The 19,127-nt window shown below is 71.1% G+C and carries 1 protein-coding gene (cut by a window edge); it reads right to left on the bottom strand.

The window, feature by feature from the left end:
- Positions 1-19,108, bottom strand: the 5' end (the start) of a protein-coding gene (locus tag ACFVBH_RS17170) for a non-ribosomal peptide synthase/polyketide synthase (RefSeq protein WP_379002390.1). Its footprint begins 25,154 nt before the window's first position; 19,108 of the gene's 44,262 nt are visible here — the first part of the coding sequence; the start codon lies at positions 19,106-19,108; its stop codon lies beyond the left edge, outside the window.
- Between the last annotated feature and the right edge of the window lie 19 nt (positions 19,109-19,127).

A 19,127-nucleotide genomic window follows, 5' to 3' on the forward strand; every position in this document is an offset into this window, starting at 1 on the left:
GGAAGTCCGAGCGGCCCACGTACTCGACCTCGCCGGTGCGGGTCCAGCGGACCACGTCACCGGTGCGGTACATGCGCGCGCCCGGCACGGCCGGGTTGGCGACGAAGCGGTCAGCGGTCAGGGCCGGGCGGGCGTGGTAGCCGCGCGCCAGCTGGATGCCGGAGATGTAGAGCTCGCCCGCGACGCCGACCGGAACCGGGCGCAGCCGGTTGTCCAGGATCAGCGACTGCATGCCGCGGGTGGGACCGCCGATGGTGACCAGATCACCCGCCACCAGCGCGTCGCTGATGTTGGTCATGATCGTGGTCTCGGTCGGGCCGTACCCGTTGTGGAAGGCGCGAATCGTGCCGTCCGCCAGCGGGACCGCCCACTTGGCGACCAGATCCGCCGGGACGGCCTCGCCGCCGGCGACCAGCACCCGCAGCGAGTCCAGGCCGGTGGGATCGAAGGTCGCCAGTGCGGCCGGGGTGATGAACGCGTGCGTGACGCCTTCGGAGCGGATCAGCTCCGAGAGCTCGTCACCGCCGTACACGCCCGGCGGGACGACGACGAGCGTGCCGCCCGCGCCGATCGCCAGCAGGAACTCGAGAATCGACGCGTCGAACGACGGCGATGCGAAATGCAGTGCGCGCGAGGAGGAATCGAGCCCGTAGCGCTCGGCCTGCTCGACGCTGAAGTTGGCAAGACCGGCGTGCGTGACCACCACGCCCTTGGGCAGGCCGGTGGAGCCGGAGGTGTAGATGACGTACGCCGGATGCTCCGGGCGCAGCGGGCGCACCCGGTCCGCGTCGGAAATCGCTTCGGCGGCGACGCCGTCGAGGTCCAGATCCTCCAGGACCAGCCATTCCACCGAATCGGGCAGATCCGCGCGCACGGACGCGACGGTCAGGCCGACCGGGGAACCCGAGTCGGTGACCATGTGCGCGATGCGGTCGGCCGGGTAGTTCGGGTCGACCGGCACGAACGCCGCGCCGGTCTTGGTGACGGCCCATTCGGCGAAGTACGAATCGTCCGAGCGGGGCACCGCGATGGCGACCAGGTTCTCGGTGCCGATGCCGCGGTCGATGAGCAAGCGCGCCAGGCGATTCGAGCGAGCGTCAAGCTCGGCGTAGGACAGACCCGTCCCCTGGAAGCGGACGGCGGTTCCGCGCGGATCGCGCGCCACGGCCGCGGCCAGCAGGTCGGGCAGGGTGGCGGCCGGGATCGCGGGCAGCCCGTGCCGCGCGACCAGATCGGCGCGCTCGTCCCGATCGAGGATGTCGATCGCGCCGACCGGGATCTCCGGGTTCGCGGCGACGGCCTCGAGCACCCGCAGCCAGCGCTGCGCGAAACCGGCGGCGGTGTCCGCGTCGAACAGGTCGGCGGCGTAGGTCAGCGCCAGCGCCATGCCCGAATCCTGTTCGGACAGCGTGAATTGCAGATCGAACCGGGAGATGTTCTCGTCCAGGTCGAGCGCGGCGACGCTCAGGCCCGGCAGCTCGAGGGCGGCGCGATCCAGGTTCTGGAAGGCCAGCATGACCTGGAACAGCGGATTGCGCGCCTGCGACCGCTCGGGGGCCAGCAGTTCGACCAGCCGCTCGAACGGCACGTCGGCGTTGCCGAAGGCGTCCAGGTCGGCGTGCCGGGCGCGATCGAGCAGGTCGGAGAACGACTCCGCCGGATCGATCCCGGTGCGCAGCACCAGGGTGTTGACGAACATGCCGACCAGGTCGTCCAGCGCGGCCTCGCCGCGGCCGGCGACCGGGGTGCCGACCGAGATGTCGTCACCGCCCGACAGCCGGGCCAGCAGCACCGCCAGCGCGGAGTGCATGACCATGAACAGCGAGGAGCCGCGCCCGCGGGCGAGTTCCTCCAGCGCGCCGATCAGCTCGGGGCTCAGCGCCCGCTGCACGGTCGCGCCGCGGTGGGTGGCCACCGCGGGCCGCGGGCGATCGGTCGGGAGCGCCAGCTCCTCCGGCGCGCCGGCCAGCACCCGCTGCCAGTACCCGACCTGGCGGGCCATGATCGAGCCCGAATCCTCCTCCGAGCCGAGCACTTCGCGCTGCCAGACGGCGAAGTCGGCGTATTGCACCGCGAGCGGAGCCCAGCCGGGCACCGCACCCTGGGTGCGCGCGGAGTAGGCCACCATCACGTCGCGGGACAGCGGGGCCATGGAGAAGCCGTCACCGGCGATGTGGTGCACCACGACCACCAGGACGTGCTCGCGGCCACCGGCCTCGGGCTCGCCCTCGGCGGCGGGCGCGCCCACCCGGAACAGCCGGGCACGCAGCGGAACCTGGTCCGCCACATCGAATCCGACGGTGGCGAAGGCGGTCACCGTGTCGATCAGCGCCGCCGGGGCGACCGTGACCGGGCGCAGATCCAGGGCGATCTGCTCGGCGGGCACGACCACCTGCATCGGCGTGCCGCCGTGCTCGGGGTAGCGGGTGCGCAGCGACTCGTGCCTGCGCACGACATCGGCGACGGCCAGTTCCAGTGCGGCGGTGTCGAGTTCGCCGGTGAGGCGAATCGCCAGCGGCAGGTTGTAGGCCGCCGAGGAGGTGTCGTACTGGTTCAGGAACCACATGCGCTGCTGCGCGAACGACAGCGGCGCGGGCGCGCCGGGCACGCGCGGGCGCGCCACGAGCTTGGCGCGCGACGCGCCGTCGGCGTGCGATTCGATACGCGCGGCGAGGGATTCGACCGTGGTCGCCTCGAAGAGCGTGCGCACCGCGACCGTGGTGTCCAGAGCCGCGCCGATGCGCGAGACCACCCGGGTGGCGATGAGCGAGTTGCCGCCCAGGTCGAAGAAGTCGTCGTCCAGGCCGACCCGCGGCAGGTCCAGGACCTCCGCGAAGACGGCGGCGACCGTCTCCTGCGTCGGGGTCTCCGGCGCGCGGAACGCGCGCGCCTGCACCGCCGGGGCGGGCAGGGCACGGCGATCGAGCTTGCCGTTGACGGTCAGCGGAATGGCGTCGAGGGTGACCACCGCGGCGGGCACCATGTAGGAGGGCAGTCGCTCCCCCGCACCGTCGCGCACCGCGAGCAGCCAGGTCTCGGAGACGGTTTCGCCGGTCTCGGGCACCACGTACGCCACGATGCGCTGATCGCCCGGCTGATCCTCGCGCACGATGACCGCGGCCTGGGCCACGCCCGCCTGCGCCAGGACGGCGGCCTCGATCTCGCCGAGCTCGATGCGGAAACCGCGCACCTTGACCTGATCGTCCGCGCGCCCGAGGTATTCGAGCTCACCGAAGCGGTTCCAGCGCGCGACGTCGCCCGAGCGGTAGAGGCGGCTGCCGTCGGTACCGAAGGGAGCGGCCACGAACCGGGCCGCGGTCAGGTCCGGGCGGCCCAGGTAGCCGCGCGCCAATTGCGCACCGGCGACGTACATCTCGCCCGCGACGCCCACCGGCACCGGATGCAGGCGCTCGTCGAGCACGTACACCCGCAGGCCGGCGATGGCGCGGCCGACCACGCTGCCGGTGGCGGCGGCGATGGTGTCGGCGTCGAGCACACGGTGCGAGACGTGCACCGTGGTCTCGGTGATGCCGTACATGTTCACCAGGTACGGGGTGGAGTCACCGTGCCGGGCAACCCAATCCGAGAGCCGGCGCAGTTCGAGGGCCTCGCCGCCGAAGATCACGTAGCGCAGCGCCAGCGCGTCCGGGCCGGTTCCGCCGCCCGCGATGCGATCGGCCTCGGCCAGCTGGTAGAACGCCGACGGCGTCTGGTTGAGCACGGTGACCCGTTCGCGGCGCAGCAGTTCCAGGAACTGCTCCGGCGAGCGCGAGACGTAGTAGTCGACGACCACGAGGGTGCCGCCGTACAGCAGCGGTCCCCACAGCTCCCAGACCGAGAAGTCGAAGGCGTAGGAGTGGAACAGCGTCCACACGTCGTCCGGTCCGAAACCGAACTCCCGATCGGTGTTGGCCATGAGCCGCACCACGTTCCGGTGCGCCACCGCGACGCCCTTGGGGCGGCCGGTGGAACCCGAGGTGTAGATCACGTACGCGACGTGATCGGGGTGCAGCGGGGCGATCCGATCGGCGTCGGTGATCGGCCCGTCCTCGGCGTCCTCGATGTCGCCGGCTTCCACGCCGTAGCCGTCCAGCAGCACGGTGGGCAGTCCGGCCGGCACCCGCACCTGCACGGTGGAATCGAGCACCACGCTGGTGGGCCGGGCGTCCTCGAGCACGAAGGCGATGCGATCGGCCGGGTAGCTCGGATCGACCGGCACGTAGCCCGCACCGGTCTTGATGACCGCGAGCAGCGCGACGACCAGGTCCAGCGAGCGCGGCAGCAGCACCGCGACCAGCGACTCCGGGCCCGCACCGTCCTCGATCAGCCTGCGCGCGACCACATTCGCGCGCCGGTCCAGATCGGAGTAGGTCAGCTCGTCCGCGCCGAAGCGCACGGCGATCCGCTGCGGATGCGCGGCCACGGCCCGATCGAAGAGTCCGGACAGGGTCGCCTCGGACGCCGCGAACGGACCGGTCAGCGCACCGACCGGATCGGCGAAAAGACCGGTGTCCGAGCCGAACACGCTCTCGGCGATGCTGCGGGTGACCGCGCCGGTGGTGGCCGCGGCCGTCAGGCGCGCGGCGTCGGCCAGCGCGACGATGTCCGCGCCCGCCGAGACCCAGCGCTCGGAGACGTCCAGGCGCTCGCTCTCCCCGAGCAGATCGATGTCGCCGAGCAGGACGGCCGGATCCTCGGTGACCGCGTGCAGGATCCGGACGAGGCGCTCGGCGAACGAGGCCACGGTCTCGGGATCGAACAGATCGGTGGCGTAATTCCAGGACAGGCCGAGCGAACCGTCGGCCCGCTCCCCCACGGTCAGCTGTACGTCGAACTTCGCGGTGCCTGCGTCGAATTCGACCGGCTCGACCACGAGTTCGGGCAGTTCGAGGGCGATCGAGTCCTTGGCGGCGCCGAATTCGCGGCCCGCCGCGGACGCCGCCTCGAAGGTCAGCGCGACCTGGAACAGCGGATGGTGCGCCTGCGAGCGCACCGGGCTCAGCACGTCGACCAGCCGCTCGAACGGCACGTCCGCGTGCGCGAAGGCGGCCAGGTCGGTGCGCCGCACCTCGGCGAGCAATTCCCGGAAGGTGTTGTCCGGCAACACCGGGGTGCGCAGCACCAGGGTGTTGACGAACATGCCGACGAGGTCGTCCAGCGCGCGCTCACCGCGCCCCGCGATGGGCGTGCCGACCGCGACGTCGATCGAACGGGACAGGCGCGCGGACCACGTCGCCAGCGCGGCGTGCAGCACCATGAACAGCGTGACGTCGTGTTCGCGCGCGAGCGCGGTCAGCGCCCGGTGCAGTTCGGCGTCGACCGCGAACTCGTAGGTGCCGCCGGCGTTGCTGGCGACCTCGGGACGCGGGCGGTCCGCGGGCAGTTCGATCTGCTCGGGCAGATCGCGCAGCTGCTCGGACCAGTAGGACACCTGCTGGGCCGCGATGGATTCCGGGTCGCTCTCGACGCCGAGCACCGTGCGCTGCCACAGCGCGTAATCGGCGTACTGCACCGGCAGCGGCGCCCAGTCCGGCGCCTGCCCGCCGCCACGGGCGAGATACGCCCCCACCACGTCGCGCAGCAGCGGCCGCAGCGAGAAGCCGTCCGCGCTGATGTGGTGCAGCACCAGCACCAGCACGTGCTCGCCGGGATTCAGGCTCAGCACCGTCGCGCGGAAGGGCAGCTCGCGGGTGACGTCGAAGTACACGGTGGCGAGTTCGGTGATGCGCGAGGCCAATTCGCTCGCGGTGACCGTCTCGGACCGCACCTGGAAGTCGAGTTCGGCGGGATCGAGCACCCGCTGGAAGCCGTCGCCGGCGACCTCGGGATACACCGTGCGCAGTGCCTCGTGCCGGGCCAGCACGTCGCCGACGGCCGCCCCGAGCGCGTCGAGGTCGATGGCGCCGGTCAGCTTCAGCGCCACCGGGATGTTGTTCACCGCGGTCCGGTTGTCGAACCGGTTGAGGAACCACATGCGCTGCTGCGCCGGCGACAGCGGCGCCAGCGCCACCGTCTCCCCGGTGGGCAGGGTGGTGGCCGCGGGCCGCTCCTGCGGCACCAGCGGCGCCCGGCTGCCGGTGCCGACGCGCGACTCCAGCTGCGCCGCCAGCCCGGCCACCGTGGCGGTCTCGAACAGCGCGCGCAGCGGGATGTCGGCGTCCAGCGCGGCGGACAGTCGCGAGATCACCTGGGTGGCCACGAGCGAGTTGCCGCCGAGCTCGAAGAAATCGTCGTCCAGGCCCACGCGCTCGCCGCCGAGCACGTCGGCGAACACGCCCGCCACGGTCTGCTCCACCGGCGTCACCGGGGCGCGGTACACCTTGGCCGCGAAGGCCGGGGCGGGCAGCGCCTTGCGATCCAGCTTGCCCGAGGCGTTGAGCGGGAAGGCGTCCAGCACCACGTAGGCGGCGGGCACCATGTAGGCCGGAAGCCGCTGCGACAGTTCGTTCTTGACGCTCTCGGTGTCGATCGCGCCGTCGGCGGGCACCAGGTAGGCCACCAGCTGATCGCCGGTGCGCTCGTCGGCTCGCACCACGACCACCGACTGGGCGACCGCGGGCAGCGCCGCCAGGGCGGCCTCGATCTCGCCGAGCTCGATGCGCAGACCGCGCAGCTTCACCTGGAAGTCGGTGCGGCCCAGGTACTCCAGTTCCCCGGTACCGGTCCACACCACCAGGTCGCCGGTGCGGTACATGCGCTGGTTCGCCGCGAAGGGGTTGGCCACGAAGCGATCCGCGGTGATGTCCGGGCGCGCCACATAGGCCGTCGCGAGCTGATCACCCGCCAGGTAGAGCTCACCCGCGACACCCACCGGAACCGGCCGCAACCGCGAATCCAGCACGTACACCTGGGTATTGAAGACCGGGGCGCCGATCGGCACGCTCACCGTGTCGGCGTCGACGACCTCGTGGAAGGTGACGTCGACCGCGGCCTCGGTCGGGCCGTACAGGTTGTGCAGGCGCGCACCGGTCAGCGCGCGCAACTGCTGCGCGGTGGTGGCGGGCAGCCCTTCACCGGAGGCGAACACGTTGAGCAGGTTGGAGTTCTTGCCTCCGCCCCGCTGCGCCGGGTCCAGGGCCGCGACGAAGACGGCGAGCATCGACGGCACGAAGTGGGCGGTGGTGATGCCCTCTTCGTCGATGACGCCCAGCAGGTAGGCGGGATCGCGGTGGCCGTCCGGCTTGGCGATCACCAGGCGGGCGCCGACCTGCAGCGGCCAGAAGAACTCCCACACCGACACGTCGAAGGTGGCCGGGGTCTTCTGCAGCACCACGTCGTGGCCGGCCAGCCCGTACTGCGCGTGCATCCACACCAGGCGGTTGACGATCGCGGCGTGCGAAACGGCCACACCCTTGGGGCGGCCGGTCGAACCCGAGGTGAAGATGACGTAGGCGGTGTTGCCCGGGCGCAGCGGGGTCCGGCGCTCGGCGTCGCTCAGCGGGGTGTCGGCGAAGCCGGACAGATCCAGCTCGTCGATGCGAACCTGCTGTGCCGCGATGCCTTCCAGGTCCGCTCCGGAGGTCAGCACGCACACCGGGCGGGCGGTGTCCAGGATGTACTGCGTGCGCTCGGCCGGATGATCCGGATCCAGCGGCACGTACGCGCCGCCGGCGACCGCGACGGCGTACATGCCCGCCACCAGATCGATCGAACGGCGCATGCCCAGCGCCACATAGGTTTCCGGGCCGACGCCCGCGGCGATGAGCCGGCGCGCGAGTTTGCGCACCCGGGCGGCGAACTCGGCGTAGGACAGACTCGTCCCCTCGAAGGTGACCGCGGTCGCCTCGGGGGTCTGCGCGACCTGCGCCTCGAACAGCGCGACCAGGGTCTGGGCCGCACCCTCGGCGACGTCCGGCAGCGCGGCGTCCAGCTCGAACGCGGTGTCGTTCCAGCCGTGCAGGACCCGCTGGCGCTCGTGATCCAGCAGCAGTTCCACATCGCCGACGCGCACGGCCGGATCGGCCACCACCGCGGTCAGCATGCGCACGAAACGCTGCGCGAACGCATCCGCGAACGCGGCGTCGAAAAGGTCGGTGGCGTAGACGAGTTCGGCCTCCATGGCGGCGGCGTCACCGGCGGCGGGCGCACGGTCCGCCGCGGCGTCGGCGACCTCGCTCAGCGTCAGTTGCAGATCGAACTTGGCCGTCTGCTGGTCGATCTCGAGTTCGGCGACCCGCAGGCCCGGCAGTTCCAGCGCGGTCCGGCCCAGGTTCTGGAAGGAGAGCATGACCTGGAACAGCGGATGGCGCGCCTGCGAACGGGCCGGGTTGAGCACCTCGACCAGGCGCTCGAACGGCAGATCGGCATGCGCGAACGCCTGCAGGTCGCGCTCGCGCACCGTGCCGAGCAGATCGGCGAAGCTCGCGGCGGTGTCCACCGGCGAACGCAGCACCAGGGTGTTGACGAACATGCCGACCAGGTCGTCGAGCGCCTGCTCGCCACGACCGGCCACCGGGATGCCGACGGCGATGTCGTCGGTGCCGCTGGAGCGCGCCAGCAGCGCCGCGAAAGCGCTGTGCACCACCATGAACAGCGTGGTGCCGTGCTGCTGCGCGACCCGCGTCAGCCCGCCGATGAGCTCGCCGGGCACCTGGAACCGGTGCGTGCCCGCGGCGTAGGTGGCCACCGCCGGGCGCGGCCGGACGGACAGGCGCAGTTCGTCCGGCAGCCCGGCCAGGGTCTCGCGCCAGTAGTCGAGCTGTTCGGTGCTCAGCGAACGCGGATCGTCCTCCGCGCCCAGGGTTTCGCGCTGCCACAGCGCGTAATCGGCGTACTGCACCGGCAATTCGGCCCAGCCGGGCGCCTCGCCGCCGCTGCGCGCCACGTAGGCGGTCATGAGATCGCGCACCAGCGGGTTCATCGAGAAGCCGTCGGCGGCGATGTGATGGGCGACCAGCACGAGCACGTGCTCGTCGGCGGCGGTCCGGAAAGCGCGCACACGCACCGGCGGTTCCGCCGTCACGTCGAATCCGCGCCCGGCGAAACCCCGTACCGCGGTGAGCAGTTCGGCGGCGGCCACTTCGGTCACGTCGAGCTGCGGCACCGCGCGGGCGGTGGGCAGCACCCGCTGGTACGCGCGGCCCTCGTGCGAGGGGTAGATCGTGCGCAGCGACTCGTGCCGCGCGACCACGTCCGCGACCGCGGCCCGCATCGCGTCCAGATCCAGTGCGCCCGAGAGCCGCACGGCCGCCGGGATGTTGTTCGCGGCCGAATCGGTGTCGAAGCGGTTCAGGAACCACATGCGCTGCTGGGCGAGCGATAGCGGCGGGTACTCGGGGCGGGTGCGGGCGGTGAGCGCCTGGCGCACACCGGTTCCGGCGTGCGACTCGACCCGCGCGGCCAGGGCCGCCACGGTCGGGGCCTCGAACAGCGCGCGCACGCCGATCTCGGCCTTCAGCGCACCCGAGAGCCGGGCCACGACCTGCGTCGCGACCAGGGAGTTGCCACCGAGCTCGAAGAAGTCGTCGTCCACGCCGATGCGGTCGGCGCCGAGCAGATCGGCGAAGATCTGCGCGACGATCTCCTCGATGGGCGTGGAGGGCGCGCGGAAGCGCTTGGTCTCGAAGACCGGCGCGGGCAAGGCCCGGCGGTCCAGCTTGCCCGAGGCGTTGACCGGGAAGGCGTCCAGCACGACCAGGGCCGCGGGCACCATGTAGGCCGGCAGCGACCGGCCCAGCGCGGCCTTGACCGCGTCGGCGTCGACGACGGACTCCGCGTCGGGAACCACGTAGCCCACCAGCTGATCGCCGGCGTGCGCGTCGGTCCGCACCACCACCACGGACTGGGCGACACCGGGTTCGGCCAGCAGCGCGGCCTCGATCTCGCCGAGCTCGATGCGCAGACCGCGCAGCTTCACCTGGAAGTCGGTGCGGCCCAGGTAGTTCAGCTCACCGGCCGCGGTCCAGGTGACGAGGTCGCCGGTGCGGTACATGCGCGAACCCGAGTCGCCGAACGGGTCGGCCACGAAGCGATCGGCGGACAGGTCCGGGCGGCCCAGGTAGCCCCGGGCGAGCTGATCGCCCGCCAGATAGAGCTCACCCGCGATACCCGGGGCGACCGGGTTCAGGCGCGCGTCGAGGACGTAGGTCCGGGTGTTCCAGACGGGCCGGCCGATCGGCACCGCGACGGCGTCGGCGTCCACGACCTCGTGGTACGTGACGTCGACCGCGGCCTCGGTGGGGCCGTAGAGGTTGTGCAGGCGCGCACCGGTCAGCTCGCGCAGCTTCTGCGCGGTCGGCGCGGGCAACGCTTCACCCGATGCAAAAACTTGGCGGAGACGGAGTTCTTGGCCTCCGCTTCGCTCCGGCGGGTTCGCGGCGCTGGAGGTCTCGTTCTTCCCTCCCTCCGCTCCTCCGCTTCGCTCCCCCGCTCCACTCAGTCCAGAACGAGACGCGCCGCGAACAGGCGGGGATTGCCCATCGCGGGATTGCCCATCGAGAGATTGCCCTTCGAGGGCCGCGGTGAAGACCGCGAGCATGGACGGCACGAAGTGGGCGGTGGTGATTCCGGCCTCGGCGATGAGGTGTGCGAGGTAGGCCGGATCGCGGTGGCCGTCCGGCTTGGCCACGACCAGGCGCGCGCCGGTCTGCAGGGGCCAGAAGAACTCCCACACCGACACGTCGAAGGTGGCCGGGGTCTTCTGCAGGACGGCGTCGCTCGCGTCGATCGGGTACTCGTGCTGCATCCACAGCAGGCGGTTCACGATGGCGCGGTGCTCGACCGCGACGCCCTTGGGGCGGCCGGTGGAGCCGGAGGTGAAGATGACGTACGCGGTGTTCTCCGGCGAGATCGCCTGTCCGCGTTCGGCATCGGTGACCGGAGCGGCCGAGTACCCGTCCAGGTTCAGCGTGTCGATCTCGAGCACGGGCACGTTGCGCCCCGTCACGAAATCGTCCCGGCCGGTGGTCAGGATCGCGGCCGGGCGGGCGGTGTCCAGCACGTAATCGATGCGCTCGTCCGGCTGATCGGGATCCAGCGGCACGTACGCGCCGCCGGCCTCGAGCACGGCGTACATGGCCACGACCAGGTCGGTCGAGCGCCGGATGGCAAGGGCCACCGGCGATTCCGGGCCGACGCCGGACGCGATGAGCTTGCGCGCCAGCCGGTGCACCCGCGCGGCGAACTCGGCGTAGGACAGAGCTGTCCCCTCGAATTCGACGGCGATCGAATCCGGGCTGCTCAGCGCCTGTTCCTGGAACAACGACACCAGCGTCGCGGCCTCCGGTCGCATGCCGACCGGCAGCGCGCGGGCGAGGTCGTACGCGGTGTCGTTCCAGCCCGCGAGCACCTGTTCGCGCTCATCGTCGGCGAGCAGATCGATGTCGCCGAGCGGCCGTTCCGGATCGGCCACCACGGCGGCCAGGATCAGATCCAGCCGCCGCGCGAAGGCCGCGATGGTGTCCTCGTCGAAAAGGTCACGCGCGTAGGAGAACTCGGCGGACATGCCCGCGTTCTCGCCGTCCGGGCCCTGCGCTTCCTGCAGGGTCAGCTGCAGATCGAACTTGGCCAGTTCGGCGTCGTAGTCCACGCCGTTGACCGAGAGCCCGGGCAGTTCCAGGCTGGCCTGGCGGGTGTTCTGGAAGGTCAGCATGACCTGGAACAGCGGATGCCGCGACTGCGAGCGGGCCGGGTTCAGCACCTCGACCAGGCGCTCGAACGGCACGTCCGCGTGCGCGAAGGCGTGCAGGTCGGTGTCGCGGGCCTGGGCCAGCAGATCGGCGAAGGTCCGGCCCGACTCCACCTCGGTGCGCAGCACCAGGGTGTTGACGAACATGCCGACCAGGTCGTCCAGCGCGGCCTCACCGCGGCCGTGCACCGGCGTGCCGATGACGATGTCCTGCGTCCCGGACAACCGGGCCAGCAGCACCGCGAGGGCGCTGTGCAACACCATGAACAGCGAGGCGTTGTGCCGGCGGCCCAGCTCCACCAGGTGCTGCTGGGTCTGCGCCGAGATGGCGAACGGGTAGGTGCCGCCGCGGTAGCTCGCCACCGCCGGGCGCGGGCGATCCGAGGGCAGCACCAGCTCGTCCGGCAGCGCCGCCAGGGTGTCGGCCCAGTAGCGAATCTGCTTGGCGATCAGCGAATCCGGATCGTCCTCCGAACCCAGCACCTCGCGCTGCCACAGCGAGTAGTCCGCGTACTGCACCGGCAGTTCGGACCAGGCCGGGGCCTCCCACGAGGTGCGCGCAGCGTAGGCGACCATGACGTCGCGGGCCAGCGGGCCCATGGACCAGCCGTCGGCGCTGATGTGGTGCACCACCATGCCGAGGATGTACTCGGTCTCGCTGATCTCGAACAGCGCCGCGTGCATCGGCACTTCGCCGGTCACGTCGAAGGCCATGGTGGCCAGCTCGACCAGGTGATCGACCAGATTGTCCTCGGTGACCAGCACCGGGGTCAGGTCGGGCACGATCTGGGCGGCGTCCAGGACCTGCTGCACCGGGCCGTACGGGGTCTCGGGGAAGACCGTCCGCAGCGACTCGTGCCGGTCGATGACGTCGATGACCGCGACCTGCAGGGCCGCGACGTCCAGATCACCGGACAGCCGGATGGCGACCGGGATGTTGTTCACCGCGGAAGCGGTGTCGAACCGGTTCAGGAACCACATGCGCTGCTGCGCAAGGGAAAGCGGGATGTCGGCGGGCCGTTCGCGGGCCACCAGCGCCTTGCGCGCGCCCGCGCCGACCTGCGACTCCACCCGGGCGGCCAGCGCGGCCACCCCGGACGCCTCGAACAGCATGCGCACCGGCACCTTGGTGTCCAGCGCGGTGCCCAGGCGGGCCGCCACCTGCGTGGCGATCAGCGAGTTGCCGCCGAGCTCGAAGAAGTCGTCGTGCGCGCCGACCCGGGCGCCGGGCCCGAGATCGAGCACCTCGGCGAAGATCTGGGCGACGATCTCCTCGATCGGCGTTGCCGGAGCCTGGAATTCGCGCACCTCGAAGGTGGGCGCGGGCAGGGCGCGGCGATCGAGCTTGCCGTTGGGGGTCAGCGGGATCTCACGCAGCAGCACGAAGGCCGAGGGCACCATGTACGGCGGGAGATTGCGCTGCAGTCCGGCCTTGACCGCGTCCAGGTCCATGACGCCGACCGCGGGCACCAGGTAGGCCACGATCTGATCGCCGAGCCGGTCGTCCGGCCGCACGATGACCGCGGCCTGGCTGACCTGCGGGTGCGCCAGCACCGCCGCCTCGATCTCGCCGAGCTCGATGCGGAAGCCGCGCACCTTGACCTGATCGTCGGCACGGCCCAGGTACACCAGGTCGCCGTCGGCGCTCCACTTGGCGACGTCGCCCGAGCGGTACAGCCGCGCGCCGGGATCCCCGAACGGGCTCGCGACGAACCGGCCCGCGGACAGGTCCGCCCGACCCAGGTAGCCGCGCGCCAATTGCTCACCGGCGACGTAGATCTCGCCCGGCACGCCCACCGGCACCGGCCGCAGGCGGCGGTCCAGCAGGTACACCCGCAGGCCCGGGATCGCCTGGCCGATGAGGCTGCCGTTGGCCGCGGCGACCGCGGCGCGATCGAGCGGGCGGTACGTGACATGCACCGTGGTCTCGGTGATGCCGTACATGTTGATCAGGCGCGGCGCGTCGTCGGGATGCCGCGTGTACCACTCGTTCAGACGCCGGAGTTCCAGCGCCTCACCGCCGTACACGACATAGCGCAGTGCCAGCGGGGCGGTGCCGCGCCCGGCGCGATCCATCTCCGCCAGCTGGTAGAACGCGGACGGGGTCTGGTTCAGGACCGTGACCCGCTCCTCCTGCAGCAGTTCCAGGAACTGCTCCGGGGACCGCGAGGTGAAGTAGTCGACCACGACCAGGGTGCCGCCGTACAGCAGCGGGCCCCAGAGTTCCCAGACCGAGAAGTCGAAGGCGTACGAGTGGAACATGGTCCACACGTCGTTCTCGTCGAAATCGAACCAGGCGTCGGTGTTGTCGAACAGCCGCACCACGTTCCGGTGCGGGATCAGCACGCCCTTGGGACGGCCGGTCGAGCCCGAGGTGTAGATGACGTAGGCGATGTTCTCCGGGCGCAGCGCGACCGGGCGCTCGGCGTCCGAGATCGGAGCCGAATCCACCAGTGCCAGTTCGGGATCGTCCACCGCGAGCACGGGAACCGCCGCGGGCAGCGACATCTCGTGCCGCAGGGTGCTGACGACGCAGATCGGCTCGGCGTCCGAGAGCATGAACTCGATGCGCTCGGCCGGGTAGGTCGGATCGACCGGCAGATAGCCGCCGCCGGCCTTGAGCACGGCGAGCAGGGCGACGACCAGTTCGGTCGAGCGCGGCAGCGCCACCGCGACCAGGGTGTCGGGCCGCACGCCCGCGCCGATCAGCGCGCGCGCCAGCTGATTAGCGCGCTCGTCGAGTTCGGCGTAGGTCAGGCGCTCGCCCTCGAAGACGACCGCGGTGCGATCGCGATGGGTGCGCACGGTGGCGTCGAACAGCTCCAGCAGCGTGGATTCGCGCGCGACATCGGGTCCCGCGGAGGTCCATTCGCCGGTGACCAGCGCGCGTTCGGCGGATTCGAGCAGGTCGATATCGCCGATGAGGCTGTCGGGGGCGGCGGTGACCGTCTCCAGGATGCGCCGCAGCCGGGTGGTGAAGGTGACGATGGTGGCTTCGTCGAACAGGTCGGTGGCGTACTGCGCCACCGCCTCGATGCCCTGCGGTTCGCCCGCGCCGCCGCGCCTTTCGGTGAGCGTCCACTGCAGATCGAACTTGGCGATGTCGACTTCGAGCTCTTCGGCGGTGACCGCCAGCTCCGGCAGCTCGACCGTGGCGTGCGACATCTCCTGGAAGGAGAGCATCACCTGGAACAGCGGATGGCGCGCCTGCGAGCGCGCCGGGTTGAGCACCTCGACCAGGCGCTCGAACGGCACGTCGGCGTGCGCGAACGCGGACAGGTCCGACTCGCGGGTGCGCGCGAGGAAGTCGCTGAACCGCTCGCCGCCGTCCACCTCCGACCGCAGCACGAGGGTGTTGACGAACATGCCGATCAGGTCGTCCAGCGCCTGCTCGCCGCGACCGGCGATCGGGGTGCCCACGGCGATGTCGCCGGTGCCGCTGGACCGGGCCAGCAGCACCGCGATGGCGGCGTGCATGACCATGAACAGGCTGACGCCCTGGGCGCGCGCCAGGTCGGTGAGCGAGCGGTGCAGCTCCGCGTCGATGTCGAAGCGCACCCGGCCGCCGCCGAAACTCGGTTCGGCCGGGCGCGGCCGATCCGAGGGCAGGTCGAGCTGATCGGGCAGACCGGCGAGAGTCGAACGCCAGTAGGCGATCTGGCGCGCGGCCATGGACTCGGGATCGGACTCCGCGCCGAGCAGCTCGCGCTGCCAGATGCTGTAGTCCTGGTACTGGACCGCCAGCGGCGCCCAGCCGGGCTCGACCCCGCCGACGCGGGCCAGGTAGGCGGCGATCATGTCGCGCGCCAGCGGCCCGAACGACACGCCGTCCGCGGCGATGTGATGCACGACGAAGGCGACGGCGTACTCGGGGTCCGAGCCGTCGTTCGCGATCTCGTACACGCGCACCCGGATGGGCAGCTCGGTGGTCACGTCGAAGCCGGTGGCCGCGAATTCGGTGAGCACGCCGGGCAATTCGTCGGCGGCGATGGTGCGCACGGCGATGCCGAGGTCCACCTCGTCGGCGGGCACCAGCTGCTGGAAGCCGCCGTCACCGGACTCGGGGAAGATGGTGCGCAGGGCCTCCTGGCGCTCGACCACGTCCATGAGCGCGGCGGTCAGCGCGGGCAGATCGACCCGGCCGCGCAGACTCACCACGAACGGCAGGTTGTAGGTGGGCGAGGTGGGATCGAACTGGTTGATGAACCACAGGCGCTGCTGCGCCAGCGACAGCGGCACCCGCGCCGGGCGCTGCTGGGCCACCAGCGGCGGCCGCGCCGAAATATCGGACGGGCCTTCGGCTTCCACCCGCGCGGCCAGCCCGGCCACGGTCGGGGTCTCGAACAGCGCGCGCACGCCGATCCGGGTGCTGAACGCGGCCGAGACACGGGCCACCACCTGGGTGGCGACCAGCGAGTTGCCGCCCAGATCGAAGAAGTTGTCGTCCACGCCGACCCGGTCGTGCCCGAGCACGTCGGCGAACACGCCCGCCACGATCTCCTCGGCGGCGGTGCGCGGGGCGCGGTAACCGGCGGCGTCCGCGCTGAACACCGGCTCGGGCAGGCCCTTGCGGTCCAGCTTGCCGGAGGTGTTGAGCGGGAAGGCTTCCAGCACCATGATCGAGGCCGGGACCATGTAGGTCGGCAGCTTCTCCGCCGCGAAGCGGGTCAGCGCGGCCGGATCGATGCTCTGGCCCGGCACCGGAACCACGTAGGCCACCAGCTGCTGACCGGTGGCGGTGTCCATGACCAGCACCGCGGCCTGACTCACGGTCGGATGCGCGAGCAGATCGGTCTCGATCTCGCCGAGCTCGATGCGCTGACCGCGGAACTTCACCTGGAAGTCGGTGCGGCCGATGTACTCCAGCGCGCCGAACGTGCCGGACTCGTCACTCGCGATGGTCCAGCGCACCAGGTCGCCGGTGCGGTACATGCGCTCGCCGCCATCGGACAGCGGGTTCGCCACGAACCGATCCGAGGTCAGATCCGGGCGGCCCTTGTACCCGCGCGCGAGCTGCCGCCCGCCCAGGTACAGCTCGCCGGCCGCGCCGATCGCGGCCGGGCGCAGCCGCGAATCCAGCACGTAGACTTCGACATTCCATTCGGGCACGCCGATGGGCACCGTGACGGTGTCGGCGGCGGTGTTCTCCCAGTAGGTCACCGAGACCGCGGCCTCGGTCGGGCCGTACAGGTTGTGCAGACCCGCGCCGCTGATGGCGCGGAAGCTCGCGCCGGTCTCGGGCGGCAGCGCCTCGCCGATGACGAAAACGCTCTTCAGCGTGGCGCATTGGGCCGCGGTGGCGTGCGCGACGAAGACCGTCAGCATGGACGGCACGAAGTCGGTGACGGTGACCCCGTGCCGGTGGATGGTCTCGGCCACGTACAGCGGGTCGCGATGCCCGTCCGGCGTGGCGATGATCAGCTTCGCGCCCACCATGAGCGGCAGGAAGTAACCCCACAGCGAGACGTCGAAGGTGGTGGCGGTCTTCTGCAGGTACACATCGTCCGCGGTGAGCCCGTACTCGTCGAGCATCCACAGTTCTTGATTGACGATGGCGTGGTGGGTGACCGCGACGCCCTTGGGGCGGCCGGTCGAACCCGAGGTGTAGATGACGTACGCGGTGTTGAACGGCCGCAGGGGGGCCAGGCGATCCGCGTCGGTCACCGGGGCGTCGGGGTGGTCCGACACATCGAGGGTGTCGATCTCCAAGCGCCGCACGGACTCCGGCAGTTCGAGCTCGTCGCGCGCGGTGGTCAGCACGCAGACCGGTGCCGCGGACTCGAGGATGTAGGCGGTGCGATCGGCCGGGTGATCCGGATCGATCGGGACGTACGCGCCACCGGCGCGCAGCACCGCGTGCATGCCGATCACCAGGTCGAGCGAGCGCCGCATGCCCAGTGCGACAAGCGATTCCGGGCCGACGCCGTCGGCGATCAGGAAGCGGGCCAGCCGGTTGACGCGCGCGCCGAACTCGGCGTAGGTCAGCGTCTCGCCCTCGAACTCGAGGGCGATATTGTCCGGCGTCAGCGGGATCTGGGCGTCCAGCAGCGCGGGCAGCGTGGTGTCCGGGACCTCGTGGCCGGACTCGTTCCACTCCAGCAGGCTGCGGGTGCGCTCGGCGGCGGTGGTGATGGGCAGACCCCACACCGGCTGCTCGGCGCCCGCCTCGAGGAAGCGGTCGAAGAACTCGAGGAAGCGCGAATGATGCTGCGCCGTCTCGGATTCGGAGTACAGGTTGGGGTTGGTCTCGAAGTCGATGTGGTTCCGCGCGCCACCCCGGGACTGGTACAGGTTGACGCCGAGATCCTCGATGGAGCCGGTGGAGAGCACGCTCAGCTCACCGGTCACGTCACCGAGGGTCACCTCGTTGTGGAACATCATGATGTTGACCCAGGGACCGAAGAACTCCCGGGTCACCACGCCCTCGCCCGCGCTGTCGCGGCGAATGTCCTCGTGCCGGTAGCGCTGATGGCGCAGCGCGCCGGACACCTCGACGGTGACGGCCTTGAGCAGTTCGCTCACCGTGGTGCCGTAGCCCACGCGCAGGCGCAGCGGCACGATGTTCGACACCGCGCCGCCGGAGCGGCGCATGGCGGCGGTGGTGCGCGCGGTCACCGGCAGGCTGAGGATGACGTCCTCGGACCCGGTCCACTGCGCCAGGTACGCCGCGAAGCCCGCGATCAGCAGACCGGCGGGCGAGTTCTCGTGCCGCGCGACCGCGTCGTCCAGCAGGGCGGTCTGATCGTCGGTGAGCGCGGCCGTGGCGATGCCGTTGATGGCCGCCGGCGGGGCGGAGCGCCCGGACAGACTGGTGCCGTCCTCCAGACCGGCGACGCGCTCGGTCCAGTACTGCTTGTCGCCCTGGAAACGGGTGCTGTCGCGGTAGGCGAACTCCTGCTCGACCAGCGTGCTCAGGTCGGTGGCCTTGCTGGGCGCGAGTTCGGTGCCGTGGAAACGGGCGGTGTAGACCTCGGCGACCCGGTTCATGTAGGTCATGGCGCCGAAGCCGTCGAGCACGATGTGGTGGACGCGGGCGTACCAGTAGTAGAGGTCCTCGCCCACATGCAGCACCGCGCCGCGAATCAGGCGATCGGCGGTGATGTCCATCGGACGGCTGTAATCGGCGCGCATCCAGGCCAGGGCGGCCGCACGCGGATCCGCTTCGGACCGGAAGTCGGCGCGATGAATGGTGCGATCCAGGCTGGGATCGACGACCTGCAGCGGCTCGCCGTCCCGTTCGACGATGCGCAGGAAGCCGGAACCGACCTCGAGGGAGGCTTCGACCATGGCGGCTTCGAGCAGCGGGACGTCGATCTCGCCGCGCAGTTCGACGAACTGCGCGATATTGATCGGCACCTGCGGGTCGAGGTGCTGGGCGTACCAGATGCCCAGCTGAGCGGGCGACAGCGGGAAAGCCTCGCCCGATCCCGGCGCGATTTCGCTGCCAGCTTCGTCGTTGCCGCCGAAATCTAGCCGGTCCAACCCAAACCTCGTTTCCGGA

This window comes from Nocardia sp. NPDC057668 (genome assembly GCF_042799795.1).
Classification (GTDB): domain Bacteria; phylum Actinomycetota; class Actinomycetes; order Mycobacteriales; family Mycobacteriaceae; genus Nocardia.